Below are 12,541 nucleotides of genomic sequence, written 5' to 3' on the forward strand. Positions count from 1 at the left end.
TCGGCGGGAAAGCGTTGAAAGACAAAGCCCCGGCCTAGGCCGGGGCTTTGTCTTTATTAGGCGCCGATGTCCGACAGGGCCGGAACAGGGGGGATCCAGATTTCCTGGCGGACATCGACATTGAACTGTCTGGGCGGGACCGGTTTAGGTCACTAAGCGACGCAAGCGGTCACCCGTAGGGCCAAGAATGCCTGCATTTGCGCCAATTGCAACCTTTTTATCGTTCCTGGATGCGAGCGCCGTTCGGTTGCCGGGTTTGTGACGGCTGTCGGGCCGGCATCGGCCGTGCCTGAATAGCCGGACGCGCTGCAGGCTGAGGCCGCTGAATCGCCTGCTGCATGGGCTGGGCGCGCTGCATTGGCTGGTTGTTGGCACGCGGCGGCGGCCGGCTCAGATTGTCCAGATTGCGCCACGGCGATTTGTTGCCGCCGCCGTTCACCGGCGGTGGTGGTCGGGTCGGCCGGCCGTCATTGCCGCCGTTGCCCGGCGGGCGTGGGCGGTTGCCACCATGGTTGTGATCGCCGTCTCCGCCCGGGCGCGGGCCGTTGCCGTGGCCGGGCGGACGCGGACCATTGCCGTGATACGGCGGGCGCGGGCGGTTGTAGTTGGGGCGGTAGACCGGGTAGCCGTAGTTGCCGTAGCCGTAATAGCCACTGCCATAGCCGTAACCGCCGTAGCCGTAGCCACTGTTCGGATAGCCATAGGGATAGCTGTACTGCACCGAGGGAGAGCCGTGGTAATAGCCGCCCGAACCGCCGCCTACGTAGTCGTACGTGGCACAGCCAGAAAGGCCCAACAGCAGGCCGGTGGAAACAATCAGGCGCTTGATCATGAGAAATCCCCCCCTCGTGGGTATGGCAGCCAGCTTCGGGCCATGGCGTTGAATCGGCCCTTAATTCGCATCTACATGGCTGAACATACAACGTGTGCGCAGATGAGATGGTCGCAGGCCCGGGGCCTGGGCTAACCTTTCACCATGAATGAACTTCCTTTGCCCGGATTTGCCGAGGTTCTGGCAGCAGCGGCGCGGATTGCCGCCCATGCGACGGTCACCCCGGTGCTGCGCTCACGCACGCTGGATGCACTGGCCGGCGCCAGCCTGCACTTCAAGGCCGAACACCTGCAGCGCAGCGGCGCGTTCAAGTTCCGCGGGGCCTGCAACGCGGTGTGGTCGCTGGATGTGGAGCACGCCAGTCACGGTGTGGTGACACATTCCTCCGGCAACCACGGTGCCGCACTGGCCTTGGCGGCGCGCTCGCGCGGGGTTCCCTGCCATGTAGTGGTGCCCGAGGGTGCGGTGGCGGCCAAGTTGGCCAATATCGAACGCAACCAGGCCACCCTCTGGCGCTGCGCACCCACCCAGGCCGCGCGCGAAGCCGAGTGCCTGCGCGTGCAGCGCGAAACCGGGGCGACCCTGGTTCACCCTTATACCGACCCGCGGGTCATCGCCGGGCAGGGCACCGCCGTGCTCGAACTGATTCGCCAGGCCGGAACGCAACTGGATGTACTGGTCGTGCCGGTAGGCGGTGGTGGATTGGCCGCAGGCACCCTGCTGGCGATGCAGCAGCTGCTGCCGAACTGCGAGCTGGTACTGGCCGAGCCGGCCGGGGCTGCCGACACCGCGCGTTCGCTGGCGGCGGGTGAGCGCTTGATCGATTTCGTGCCCGACACACTGTGCGATGGCCTGCGCGGCGCACTGGGCGCGCCCAATTTCGAGCTGCTGCACGGCGCGGCACAGGTGATCAGCGTGGACGACGCCGATACCGTGGCCGCGATGCGCTTGATCTGGCAGGTGATGAAGCAGACCGTCGAGCCGTCCTCGGCGATCACTCTGGCGGCCGTGCTGTCCCAGCCGCAGCGTTTTGCCGGGCGCACGGTGGGGCTGGTGTTGTCCGGTGGCAATGTGGATCTGGATGCCTTGCCCTGGGTGCAGGCATGAAGGCAGCTGTTCGGCGCACAGGATTGATGGGCTGGGTATGGCGCTTGTGTGTGTTGCTGCTGTTGTGGCTGCTGGGCGTGGCGGCGTGGATCATCTGGGTAGGTGACCGTGACCAGGCCGCACCTGCCGACGCCATCATCGTGCTCGGTGCTGCGGCGTATGACGCCAAGCCTTCGCCAGTATTTGAAGAACGCATCCGCCATGGCCTGGACCTGTACCGGCAGGGCTATGCACCGAAGTTGATTTTCACCGGTGGCTTTGGCGGCACGGGCGCGCGTTTTTCCGAATCACAGGTGGCGCGGCGTTATGCACTGAAGCAGAAGGTTCCGGGCAAGGACATCCTGATCGAAACCCGCTCGCGCACCACCCGGCAGAATCTGGTTGAAGCCAAGCAGGTGATGGCCAAGCACGACATGCACAAGGTGATCGTGGTCAGCGACCCGCTGCACATGGCGCGCGCGTTGCGTCTATCGAAGGAGTTGGGGATCGATGCGCTGGCGTCATCCACACCAAGCACGCGCTTCCGCAGCTTCCACACCAGCTGGCGTTTCCTGCTGCAGGAAGTCTATTTCTTCCACCGCGACCTGTTTGTAAAAGGGGCTTGAGCGGTTCAGCATCCGCTCCCCGTTCTTGTGGGAGCGGCGTGAGCCGCGAAGCTGGCGCACTGTCCGCTGGATTGTCTGCAAGGCCCCTGCCGAGCATGGCTCGGCACTACGGCTTTAGCCCCTCTCCCGCCTGCGGGAGAGGGGTTGGGGTGAGGGCAGTCTTTCGCTGGTAAAGCCCCTGCCGAGCATGGCTCGGCACTACGGAGCAGCACCTGCCCCTGTCCCTAATCCCTATTCCTGCGTCTTCCGCCGAATCGGAATGGCCGACAGCGGCACGCTCGCCACATCCTGCCCCTGCTCACGGATCGGTGCGCCCGGTGCCGGTGCCCAGGCATGCGCATACACCACTTCCCAACTGCTCGGCAGCTTGCCGTCAGCGCGACGCATTGGTTCGTACGCATCGCGTGCAGCAGCAAAGCGGCTGCGCCCGGTCAGCGTGTGGCGGCGGCTGTGCATGGCGTTGGTGGCGCCAATCGCCTTGAGCTCGCGCATCAGCGTTGGCAGGTCGTCGTAGGTCAGGGTGAACATGTCGCGGTCCAGTACCGGATCGCGGAAGCCAGCCATCATCAAGGCATCGCCGAACTGGGCGATCTGCACGAAGTGGCTTACATGCGAAGTGTCATCGGCCTGCGCAAATGCCTGGCGCAGTTCCACCAGCGTATCGTGGGCAAACGTTGAACAGACCAGCAGGCCATTGGGCTTGAGCACGCGGCGGAAGCCGGCAAATACCGCCGGCAGGTCTTCCACCCACTGCAGGCAAAGGTTGCTGTAGATCACGTCGACGCTGTTGTCGGCCAGCGGCAGGGCGCGGGCATCGGCGCAGACGCGCGAGAACGGGCGCCACCAGCCGGCCTGTTTCTTGGCCTCGGCCAACATCGGCAGGGCCAGGTCCAGCGCGATCACCTGTGCCTTGGGCCAGCGCTTCTTCATCGCCGCGGTGGCATGGGCCGGGCCGCTGCCCACGTCCAACACCACCTGCGGCTGCCGGTCTTCCAGGTAGTCCAGCGACTCCAGCAGGCGCTTGGCCACTTCCTGCTGCAGCACGGCGGCGGCGTGGTAGCTGCTGGCGGCGCGCGAGAAGGCGCGGCGGACGTGTTTGGGGTCGAACAGAGAAGACATGGCGGTGATTCGGATTCGTAATTCAGGATGGGAAGCGCTGCGGTGCTCAGGCAGCCGACGACATCATCGGCCAGCCAGCACCAATGGCCGCGTAACCGCTCACGCGCAGCCAGCAACAAACTGTTGCAGCAGCCCGGCAACGTGATCCGCATGACCAAGGAACGGGGCGTGGCCGCCGCCGTCGATGGTGTGGGCGCTGTGCAGGCCTGCCGGCGCCAATGCGGCGGCTTGGTGCATGGCCTTGGACGGCACCAGCCGATCGCGCTGTCCGCCTATCCACAGGCCGGGTTTGTGCAGGCTGGGCAGGCTGCCGCGCAGGTCGCTGCGTTCCAGCAGGGCCAGGCCTTCGTGCAGGGCGCGCGGGGCCGGTTCGCCACGTTCGACCAGCGCATCGCGCAGGGTGCGCAGTTCGCTGCGGGCGTGCTGCGAGCCCATCACGTCCAGGGCGAGGAAGCGCTCCAATGTGCCGCGGTAGTCCTGTTCCAGATCGTGGCCGAACTGTTCGAACACCACCGGCTCCACCGCATCTGGCCAATCGGGGTCGCGGACGAAGCGTGGCGTCGCTGCCAGCATTGCCAGCCCGCGCACCTGTGGCAACGTGGCTGCGCCGTGCAGGGCGACCAGCCCGCCCAGCGACCAGCCGCACCACACCGCTGCCGGGGTGGCGCTGGCGATGGCATTGACCAGGTAGGGCAAGCGCAAGGGCGTGGCGTCGTCGCGGCTGTGGCCATGCCCGGGCAGGTCGACCACGTGCAGCTCGAAGTGCGGGGCAAGACGTTCCACCAGCGGCGCGAAGATGCCGCCATGCAGTGCCCAGCCGTGGATCAGGACCAATGCCGGGCCGCTGCCGGTGACGTGGATATGCATGGCGTTACAACCGGTTCTCAGGCAACAGTGTTCAGGGACTTCTGGTACAGCACCACGTCGCGGGCCTTGGCGATGGCGTCCACCAGCGCCTTGACCTGCTCGAGGGTATGCAGCGCGGACAAGGTCACGCGCAGGCGCGCCTTGCCTTCGGGCACGGTCGGCGGACGGATCGCGCTGACCAGGAAGCCGGACTGCTCCAGCGTCGCCGACAAGGCCATCACCGTCGCTTCGTCGCCGCACAGCAGCGGTTGGATCGGGGTTTCCGAGGCCATCAGCTCCAGCCCGTTGCGGCGCGCGCCCTCGCGGAAGCTGGCGATCAGTTCGGTGAGCTTGTCGCGGCGCCAATGGTCGCGGCGTGCCAGTTTCACCGCCGCCAGCGAGGCGGCCGCCTGCGCCGCCGGCAGGGCGGTGGTGTAGATGTAAGGGCGTGCGGTTTCGGCCAGGTGCTGGATCAGCGCGTCTTCGCCCACAACCACCGCGCCGTGGCTGCCCAGCGCCTTGCCCAGGGTGGCCAGCTGCAGCGGAACCTCCTTCACGCCCAGGCCGGCGTCGGCGACGCAGCCGCGGCCGTGTTCGCCGATCACACCAATGCCGTGGGCGTCGTCCACATAGAACAGCGCCTCCTGCATGCGTGCCACCAGCGACAGTGAGCGCAGCGGGGCGATGTCGCCATCCATGCTGAAGACGCCGTCGGTGACCAGCATGGCGGCGCCGTCGGCGGTGTTCTTGAGCTGACGCATGGCGCCTTCGCTGTCCAGGTGCGGATAGCGGCGCAGGCGGCAGCCGGCCAGGCGGCTGGCATCAAGCAGGCTGGCGTGGTTGAGCCGGTCCTGCACGCAGATATCGGTTTCTTCGCTCAGCAGCGCCTGCTGCACGGCCAGGTTGGCCATGAAGCCGCTGTCGAACAGCAGGGCGCGCGGATAGCCGAGCCAGTCGGCCATCTCGCGTTCCAGCTGCTCGTGCACGCTGTGGTGGCCACAGACCAGGTGCGAGGCGGTGCTGCCAGCGCCTTCGCGGCCGGCGGCGTCCTGCAGCGCGGCGATCACCTCGAACTGTTGCGACAGGCCGAGGTAGTCATTGCTGCAGAAGCCGGTCAACCAGCGCCCGTCCAGTTCCAAACGCACCCCGTCACGGCGGCTGATGTTGCGCCTGGTGCGGATGCGGCCCTGGGCAAGCCGCAGCTTGCGCTGGGCGTGGATGCGGTCGTGGATGTCAGGACGGGCCATGGCAAGGTTCATGGTCAAGCGGGCGGCTAGCGTACCCGGTTGCCTGTAAGAATGCCCAAGCGGCGCCCCGCGGGCGGGGCGCCAGCCAGGTCAGGCGCTGCGGGCGCAGAGCGGGGCGATATCCAGGTGCACCGTGCCCGGGTGGTCGTGGTCGTCGGCGTCCACATGGACCTGCATCGGGCTGATGCCGAGGCGGGCGAACAGGGCCTGGTCGCGCTCGGTGTCCGGGTTGCCGGTGGTCAGCAGCTTTTCGCCGTAGAAGATGGAGTTGGCGCCAGCCAGGAAACACAGCGCCTGCAGCTCGTCGCTCATGCTCTCGCGGCCGGCCGACAACCGCACCATCGAGCGCGGCATCACGATGCGGGCGACCGCGATCATGCGCACGAACTCGAACGGGTCCAGCTCGGCGCTGCCGTGCAGGGGCGTACCGGCAACCTGCACCAGACGGTTGATCGGCACCGAGTCCGGATGCGCCGGCAGGTTGGCCAGTGCCTGCAGCAGGCCGGCGCGGTGTTCGCGGGTCTCGCCCATGCCGACGATGCCGCCGCAGCAGGTCTTCATGCCGGCGTTGCGCACGTGTTCCAGCGTGTCCAGGCGGTCCTGGTACTGGCGGGTATGGATGATGGAATCGTAGTAATCCGGCGCGGTGTCCAGATTGTGGTTGTAGTAGTCCAGCCCGGCGTCCTTCAGTGCCTGCGCCTGGTGGCCTTCGAGCATGCCCAGGGTGGCGCAGGTCTCCAGACCCAGCGACTTCACCTCGCGGATCATCGCCGCGACCTTGGGGATGTCACGGTCCTTGGGCGAGCGCCAGGCCGCACCCATGCAGAAGCGCGAGGCGCCGGCCTGCTTGGCGGCGCGGGCGCGGGCCACCACGCTGTCGGTGTCCATCAGCTTCTGCGCGTCCACGCCGGTGTCATAGCGCTGGGCCTGCGGGCAGTAGGCGCAGTCTTCCGGGCAGCCGCCGGTCTTGACCGAGAGCAGGGTGGAGACCTGTACCTGCGCCGGGTCGAAGTGCTGGCGATGCACGCTGGCTGCGCGGTGCAGCAGTTCGGGGAAGGGCAGTTCGAGCAGGGACAGCAGCTCTTCGCGCTTCCAGTCGTGGCGGATGACGGTGGACATCGGTGTTACCTGACAGATGGGGCGATGGAAGCGGCGCAGTCTGGTCAGCATACACATTGCTGTCAACCATCAAATGAAGAGTCTGGTTTACAGGGTCGGGGGGCGGCTATCGGCCTTGCTGTTCCCGCCGCGCTGCCTGGTCTGCGGGGAGGACGGTATGCCGGGGCGGGACCTGTGCCTGGCCTGCGGCGCCGGATTGCCTTGGCAACACGCCGCTTGCCGGCGTTGTGCGCTGCCGTTGCCGGGTACCGACGCGGATGGGTTGTGCGGTGCCTGCCAGCGTTCGAGCTCGCCCCTGCAGTCGGTGCTGGCGGCCTTTACCTACAGCGCGCCGATTGACGGCCTGCTACTGCGCTTCAAGTTTCATCATGATCTCAGCGCTGGGCGCTTGCTGTCAGCGCTGATGCTGGATGCATTGGGCGCTGCCGAGCGCCCGCAGGCGATCGTGCCGGTGCCGCTGCATCTGTCGCGGCTGCGTCAGCGCGGCTATGACCAGACCTGGGAGCTGGCCAAGCCGCTGGCGCGCGCGCTGCAGCTACCGCTGTGCAGGGGCCTGCATCGGCGGCGTTCCACCCAGCCACAATCGGAGCTGGATGCGGTGGAGCGCAAACGCAATCTGCGTGGTGCCTTCATTGCGGTGGGGCAGTTGCCGGCACATGTGGTGCTGCTGGATGACGTGATGACCACCGGTGCCACCTTGCATGCCGCAGCGCTCACACTGCATCGCGCCGGTGTGCAGCGGGTGGATGCCTGGGTCTGTGCGCGGGTGCCGTGAGCGCTGGTGTGCCTGCAAGGCCGCGCCTGCGCTGCAACTGGCTTGAAATACCGGTTGTCATCTCTACATGCCATGACTACGGCTATGGGCCTAGACTGGGATTGAAAGGCCTTTACACCTGTTCAACATGAGGAGACAGACATGGGTGCTTCCCCGGGTTTTCCTGCTGGATCGCTGTTTGGCACATTGACGCGCAACTGGTGGGTGCTGCTGCTGTTCGGCCTGTTTGCGGTGATATTCGGCGTGCTGACGGTGATGGCGCCGGTGCGCACCGCGGCTGTCCTGGCGTGGTGGCTGGGCATCATGGCCATTGTTGAAGGCGTGGTGGTGCTGGTCTCGGCCTTCAATGGTTCGGCACCGGTCTCGCGCGGTTGGGCGCTGTTCTATGCGCTGGCATCGATTGCCTTTGGTGTACTGGCGGTGATCAACCCATTGGCGACCGCGAGTGTGCTGTTGCTGTTCCTGGCCGCCTGGCTGGTGGTTGGCGGCATCTACCGCATCGTGTTCGCCATCCGCGTGCGCAAGCAGATCAGTGGCGAGTGGATGCTGATTGTCAGCGGCCTGCTGGCGGTGGCATTGGGCGTGATGTTCGCACTCAACCCGATCGCCGGCCTGGCAGTGACCTCGCTGTGGATCGGTGTGCTGGCCTTGATCTACGGCGTGCTGCAGATAATTGCAGCGTTCCGCCTGCGTTCGCTGGGGAAGACAATCGGCGCGATGTAACGTTTACCCCTCCCCAACCCTCCCCTTCGCTGCGCGAAAGGGAGGGGGGTAGTGCCGAGCCATGCTCGGCAGGGCTTTCCCGGCAATGCCTCAGCCGAGCATGGCTCGGCTCTACCCAAAGCGAAACGGCCCGCACTGCGGGCCGTTTCTTCAATCCAGATACTGGCTGGTGACGATGCCGGCAAACAGCACCGCGCCGACCCAGTTGTTGTGCAGGAAGGCCTTGAAGCAAGGCTCGCGCTCGCGATCGCGGCACAGCCAGAACTCGTACACCACCAGCGCCATCGCCACGCCGATGCCGGCCCAGTACGCCCAGCCCAGACCCGCGCGCTGTCCGACCAGCGCCATCGCAGCGAAGAACAGCGCGTACAGGATGCCCTGGATGACCAGGTCCAGATCGCCGAACAGGATGGCGGTGGAATGCGAACCGACCTTCAGGTCATCGTCGCGGTCGACCATGGCGTACCAGGTGTCATAGGCGGTGGACCAGAGGATGTTGGCGGCATACAGCACCCAGCCCAGCGGCGGAACTTCGCCCTGGATGGCGGCGAAGGCCATCGGGATACCCCAGCCGAAGGCCATGCCCAGATAGACCTGCGGCAGATGCGTGTAGCGCTTCAGGTAGGGATAGCTGGCGGCCAGGAACACGCCGATGAAGCTCAGCGCTATGGTCAAGGCGTTCAGGGTCAGGACCAGCGCGAATGCGACCAGCATCAAGCCTGCGAACAGCATCAGCGCCGCGCGGCCGGAGATTGCGCCGGTGGCCAGTGGTCGGTCCTTGGTGCGTTTGACGTGCGGGTCCAGCCAGCGGTCGGCGTAGTCATTGATCACGCAGCCGGCCGAGCGGGTCAGCCAGACGCCGGCGCTGAACACGAACAGTATCCACAGCGGCGGCAGGCCATCGGCGGCCAGCCACAGCGCCCACCAAGTGGGCCACAGCAGCAGCAAGGTGCCGATCGGGCGGTCGGCGCGCATCAATTTCCAGTAGTGCCCGAACCGCGACGTGTCAGCTGCGGTGGACGGTGTAGTTGGGAGACGGCTCATGCGCAAAGGTTACCAGCTGGGCAGGTTTTTCCCGCCCAACTACAGCAATCCAAAGGTGGGGGCAGACCTGCGGCCGCTTTTGCCGTTAGAATGCGCGTCCGCCCGGCTCAGCCGGCCGGAGCACAATGCGCCCGTAGCTCAGCCGGATAGAGTAGTGGCTTCCGAAGCCATTGGTCGGGGGTTCGAATCCCTCCGGGCGCGCCAGATTGAAGTCCGAGCATGTCTCAGGATGTCCAAAACCCCAGAGAAATCTGGGGTTTTTCTTTATCCGTAGTCCAATCAGGTCCGGGGGCATCTATTGCAATCCGGGTCATCCGGGGGCAACTTCGGGGGCATCCCGACCCCCGAAATGCGGACATGCCCCCAATGGCCCTGACTGATATCCAAGTACGTAAAGCCAAGCCGGTTGAGAAACCCCAGCGACTCTTCGATGGCGGAGGGCTCTACCTTGAGGTCACCCCAGCGGGTGGCAAGCTTTGGCGGTGGAAGTATCGCGTTGCTGGAAAGGAAAAGCGGCTGGCCTTGGGTTCGTACCCTGAGGTGAGCCTGGCTGAAGCCCGCGAGAAGCACATGGTGGCGCGAAAGACTTTGGCTAACGGCATTGACCCTGGCGAGCAGCGGAAGCTCGAAAAGCTGGTTCGCAGCGGAGGCTCTGAGAACAGCTTTGGGGCGATCGCGCTGGAGCTTCTTGCTATGCGGACCAAGAAGAACGCTAAATCCACGGCTGTAAGGAACGGAAGGATCATTGAGAAGGATCTCAATCCTTACATTGGTGATCGGCCGATCAATGAGATTTCCGCTGTCGAGCTGCTTGCAGTGCTGCGAAAGATGGAGAAGAGGGGGGCAGTGGAGACGGCGCATCGAGCGCGTGGTATTGCAGGAATGGTTTTCCGGTACGCCATCGCTACAGGCAGGGCAGAGCGAAACCCTGCTGTTGACCTGATCGGCGCGTTGGAAGCGCCTCAAACGAAGCACTTCGCTAGCTTGACGGAGCCATCCGCGGTTGCGCCGCTTCTACGTGCCATTTGGGGTTACGAAGGTAGTGCCATAGTAACCGCCGCGTTGAAGCTCTCGCCGTTGCTATTTCCCCGCCCAGGCGAGCTGCGTAGCGCACGCTGGGCTGATATTGACCTTGATGCGGCGGAGTGGCGCTATGTCGCTACCAAGACCGACACACCGCACATTGTTCCGTTGTCCAAGCAAGCAATTGAAGTTCTCACTGAGCTGCGCCCTCTCACCGGCCGAGGCCAGTACGTTTTCCCGAGCCTTCATGGGAAAGGACGTCCGATGAGCGAGAACACGATAAATGCGGCCATACGCCGGATGGGGTTTGACTCAAAAACCATGACGGGGCATGGGTTCCGTGCAATGGCGCGGACTATTCTTGATGAGGTACTAGGGTTCCGTCCCGACTACATCGAGCATCAGCTTGCTCATGCGGTTCGTGACCCCAATGGACGCGCCTACAACCGCACTGCTCACTTGGGTGAGCGTCGCAAGATGATGCAGGAATGGGCAGACTATTTGGACAAGCTGCGAGCTTAAAAGATTGACTTGTGCCCAATGTCGCGTTGCCGCGTGACGCAATTCGAACAGCGGTCTGCCGGAGTTTTTAGATGATTGTTTTCGTTCGGTTAGTCAATGAAGGCGTCGAAGTGTTCCGCCCGGTGGATGCTAAGCGAGTTTTCGATCACGTGTTTGAAATCATTGATGAGTGGCAGGGTCTGGACGAGGTTTGGGAATTCAATCATGGTGATCGTGTGCTCTGTATTGACCATACCTTCCAGGATGGCTCGCAAGGTCTCCTTGCGGTTTCAGCTGTTCCACGTGGCCTCACCAATTGATATGTCTGTTTCTCGATATGCCCTGTTGAAGCGCTGTGAGCATCTTCTCCTGCTCCTACGACTTCATGCGACCCAAAGCGGACATCGAGGGATGCCCGCCCCAGTTGCCTAGTTCATGTTGAGTCGATCCAGTGGGCTGACTGTCTTGCGAACCGCCTGCTCAACGTGGGTGTAAATCATTGTGGTCTTCAGGTTGCGGTGACCTAACAGCAGTTGGATCGTCCGAATATCGGTGCCGGCGGCAAGCAGGTGCGTGGCAAAGGAATGTCGCAGCGTATGCACTGATGCGTGCTTGGCAATCTGGGCTTCGGCTAACGCTGCCTTGAAGGCCATCTGCACGCCGGATTCGGAAGCGTGCCAGCGAAGGCGTCGGCCGGTCTGAGGGCAGGTCCGTACGACGCGCGAAGGGAAGACGAACTGCCATGCCAAGCTCTGGCTTGCGCTGGCATACTTGCGCGACAGTGCGTCAGGTAATGGTGGTAAACCAGCACCGCGTGCAGATCCGCGTACCAACGTTCGCATCCGGATCGATATCGAAGCGGAAGACGCACGAGGGTTCAGCGAGACCACCGTAAGGGCAGCCAAGGAGAACGGCAGGCACCTTGGGGTCAAGACGGATTTTGACTGATGGGCATCACAGCCGAGTTCGCGAAACTGGGGGCCAGAATGGTGAACAACCAGTGGGCCGTTTCCGCGCTAACCGGGACTGAGATGGTTGCGAGCCTGTGGTTCCACAGGCTCAAGGCTGAGAACGGACAACTCGTCTACCGCGACTATCTCGGTCGTTGGTGCGGGCACGGCAACCGCCTGCTTGCAGAACACCTCAGGATTGCGATATCTGATCAACGCCCGGTGCGCCTGGTCATCGCAAAGATGGAGGATGTGGACCTCATTGAGTCAGGCGAAGATGGTTCCAAAGCCACTCACCGTTCTGCAGATACTCGTCGGCCAGCATCGAGTACCAGCGCTCTGCCTCCGGACCGGCGCGATGCTTGGCCCAGTAGGTGTCGGCATCGTTCTGCAGGGCACGCACCCGCACAAGAATCGAGATCAGCGTGCCGTTGATTTGCTGCAGTGGGCCACGCGGGCGCGTCACCCGGTTCGCCATGACCGCGCTGATCGCGCCTTGATCGCGAATGACAGCAGGAAGCGGAGCAGACGCTCGGCATCCGGCAAGCGGCTGCGTGTTGGTGGTGAGACAGCGAGTGGGGGTTGTCCCTCTGCAGCTTTCCGTTCAAGCCAACGTGCCTTCTCCTGCTCCGGCACTGACCAGCGATCAG

The 12,541-nt window shown here is 64.2% G+C and carries 14 protein-coding genes and 1 tRNA gene; 7 read left to right on the forward strand and 8 right to left on the reverse strand.

What is annotated here, in order from left to right:
• Positions 1-217 precede the first annotated feature (217 nt).
• Positions 218-832: a hypothetical protein gene (locus tag AC13FW_RS00105; RefSeq protein ID WP_482987776.1), complete on the reverse strand. Its 615-nt coding sequence runs from the start codon at positions 830-832 to the stop codon at positions 218-220.
• A gap of 144 nt (positions 833-976) precedes the next feature.
• Here AC13FW_RS00105 and AC13FW_RS00110 point away from each other — a divergent pair, with 144 nt between their 5' ends.
• Together AC13FW_RS00110 and AC13FW_RS00115 are read left to right on the forward strand one after the other, a co-directional pair.
• Positions 977-1,939 (forward strand): pyridoxal-phosphate dependent enzyme, encoded by a 963-nt coding sequence (locus tag AC13FW_RS00110; RefSeq protein ID WP_481533125.1) that lies wholly within the window; start codon positions 977-979, stop codon positions 1,937-1,939.
• A complete protein-coding gene (locus AC13FW_RS00115; protein ID WP_282267903.1) occupies positions 1,936-2,544 on the forward strand; it encodes a YdcF family protein in 609 nt (202 codons plus the stop codon). The genes AC13FW_RS00110 and AC13FW_RS00115 overlap by 4 nt, the downstream gene beginning before the upstream one ends.
• A 231-nt stretch (positions 2,545-2,775) precedes the next feature.
• Here AC13FW_RS00115 and bioC read toward each other — a convergent pair whose 3' ends face one another.
• From bioC to bioB, 4 genes are all read right to left on the reverse strand, one after another.
• Positions 2,776-3,663: a malonyl-ACP O-methyltransferase BioC gene (gene bioC, locus AC13FW_RS00120; protein ID WP_282267901.1), complete on the reverse strand. Its 888-nt coding sequence runs from the start codon at positions 3,661-3,663 to the stop codon at positions 2,776-2,778.
• A 99-nt stretch (positions 3,664-3,762) separates the two neighbouring features.
• Positions 3,763-4,530 (reverse strand): pimeloyl-ACP methyl ester esterase BioH, encoded by a 768-nt coding sequence (gene bioH, locus AC13FW_RS00125; protein WP_296246765.1) that lies wholly within the window; start codon positions 4,528-4,530, stop codon positions 3,763-3,765.
• A 17-nt stretch (positions 4,531-4,547) separates the two neighbouring features.
• Positions 4,548-5,756 carry an 8-amino-7-oxononanoate synthase gene (bioF, locus tag AC13FW_RS00130; RefSeq protein WP_482987777.1) on the reverse strand — a complete coding sequence of 403 codons (1,209 nt, stop codon included), beginning with the start codon at positions 5,754-5,756 and terminating at the stop codon, positions 4,548-4,550.
• Between the two features lie 90 nt (positions 5,757-5,846).
• A complete protein-coding gene (bioB, locus tag AC13FW_RS00135) occupies positions 5,847-6,875 on the reverse strand; it encodes a biotin synthase BioB (RefSeq protein ID WP_481513442.1) in 1,029 nt (342 codons plus the stop codon).
• Positions 6,876-6,948: 73 nt separating this feature from the next.
• Between bioB and AC13FW_RS00140 the strand changes: the two genes are divergently transcribed.
• Together AC13FW_RS00140 and AC13FW_RS00145 are read left to right on the forward strand one after the other, a co-directional pair.
• A complete protein-coding gene (locus AC13FW_RS00140; protein WP_482987778.1) occupies positions 6,949-7,650 on the forward strand; it encodes a ComF family protein in 702 nt (233 codons plus the stop codon).
• A 141-nt stretch (positions 7,651-7,791) separates the two neighbouring features.
• Entirely contained in the window at positions 7,792-8,373 is a 582-nt protein-coding gene (locus tag AC13FW_RS00145) for an HdeD family acid-resistance protein (protein ID WP_482987779.1), read from the forward strand.
• A gap of 150 nt (positions 8,374-8,523) precedes the next feature.
• Here the strand turns inward: AC13FW_RS00145 and ubiA are convergent, their stop codons facing one another.
• Entirely contained in the window at positions 8,524-9,417 is an 894-nt protein-coding gene (gene ubiA / locus AC13FW_RS00150; RefSeq protein WP_482987780.1) for a 4-hydroxybenzoate octaprenyltransferase, read from the reverse strand.
• A 127-nt stretch (positions 9,418-9,544) separates the two neighbouring features.
• Between ubiA and AC13FW_RS00155 the strand changes: the two genes are divergently transcribed.
• From AC13FW_RS00155 to AC13FW_RS00165, 3 genes are all read left to right on the forward strand, one after another.
• Positions 9,545-9,621, forward strand: a tRNA-Arg gene (locus AC13FW_RS00155).
• A gap of 162 nt (positions 9,622-9,783) precedes the next feature.
• On the forward strand, positions 9,784-10,962 hold the full coding sequence (locus AC13FW_RS00160) for a tyrosine-type recombinase/integrase (RefSeq protein WP_482987781.1): 1,179 nt from the start codon (positions 9,784-9,786) through the stop codon (positions 10,960-10,962).
• Between the two features lie 71 nt (positions 10,963-11,033).
• Positions 11,034-11,261 carry a hypothetical protein gene (locus tag AC13FW_RS00165; protein ID WP_482987782.1) on the forward strand — a complete coding sequence of 76 codons (228 nt, stop codon included), beginning with the start codon at positions 11,034-11,036 and terminating at the stop codon, positions 11,259-11,261.
• A gap of 108 nt (positions 11,262-11,369) precedes the next feature.
• On the opposite strand, the gene AC13FW_RS00170 is transcribed toward AC13FW_RS00165, so the two are convergent.
• Together AC13FW_RS00170 and AC13FW_RS00175 are read right to left on the reverse strand one after the other, a co-directional pair.
• Positions 11,370-11,783, reverse strand: coding sequence for a tyrosine-type recombinase/integrase (locus AC13FW_RS00170; RefSeq protein ID WP_482987783.1), 414 nt, complete (start codon positions 11,781-11,783; stop codon positions 11,370-11,372).
• 367 nt (positions 11,784-12,150) lie between these two features.
• Entirely contained in the window at positions 12,151-12,357 is a 207-nt protein-coding gene (locus AC13FW_RS00175) for a hypothetical protein (RefSeq protein WP_482987784.1), read from the reverse strand.
• Between the last annotated feature and the right edge of the window lie 184 nt (positions 12,358-12,541).

It is taken from the genome of Stenotrophomonas sp. 21LCFQ19, from assembly GCF_056861425.1.

What these genes read in the sequence shown, in the direction of transcription:
- AC13FW_RS00105 (WP_482987776.1), bottom strand. Translation starts at nt 832, where the DNA reads ATGATCAAGCGCCTGATTGTTTCCACCGGCCTGCTGTTGGGCCTTTCT.
- AC13FW_RS00110 (WP_481533125.1), top strand. Translation starts at nt 977, where the DNA reads ATGAATGAACTTCCTTTGCCCGGATTTGCCGAGGTTCTGGCAGCAGCG.
- AC13FW_RS00115 (WP_282267903.1), top strand. Translation starts at nt 1,936, where the DNA reads ATGAAGGCAGCTGTTCGGCGCACAGGATTGATGGGCTGGGTATGGCGC.
- bioC (WP_282267901.1), bottom strand. Translation starts at nt 3,663, where the DNA reads ATGTCTTCTCTGTTCGACCCCAAACACGTCCGCCGCGCCTTCTCGCGC.
- bioH (WP_296246765.1), bottom strand. Translation starts at nt 4,530, where the DNA reads ATGCATATCCACGTCACCGGCAGCGGCCCGGCATTGGTCCTGATCCAC.
- bioF (WP_482987777.1), bottom strand. Translation starts at nt 5,756, where the DNA reads ATGGCCCGTCCTGACATCCACGACCGCATCCACGCCCAGCGCAAGCTG.
- bioB (WP_481513442.1), bottom strand. Translation starts at nt 6,875, where the DNA reads ATGTCCACCGTCATCCGCCACGACTGGAAGCGCGAAGAGCTGCTGTCC.
- AC13FW_RS00140 (WP_482987778.1), top strand. Translation starts at nt 6,949, where the DNA reads ATGAAGAGTCTGGTTTACAGGGTCGGGGGGCGGCTATCGGCCTTGCTG.
- AC13FW_RS00145 (WP_482987779.1), top strand. Translation starts at nt 7,792, where the DNA reads ATGGGTGCTTCCCCGGGTTTTCCTGCTGGATCGCTGTTTGGCACATTG.
- ubiA (WP_482987780.1), bottom strand. Translation starts at nt 9,417, where the DNA reads ATGAGCCGTCTCCCAACTACACCGTCCACCGCAGCTGACACGTCGCGG.
- AC13FW_RS00160 (WP_482987781.1), top strand. Translation starts at nt 9,784, where the DNA reads ATGGCCCTGACTGATATCCAAGTACGTAAAGCCAAGCCGGTTGAGAAA.
- AC13FW_RS00165 (WP_482987782.1), top strand. Translation starts at nt 11,034, where the DNA reads ATGATTGTTTTCGTTCGGTTAGTCAATGAAGGCGTCGAAGTGTTCCGC.
- AC13FW_RS00170 (WP_482987783.1), bottom strand. Translation starts at nt 11,783, where the DNA reads ATGCGAACGTTGGTACGCGGATCTGCACGCGGTGCTGGTTTACCACCA.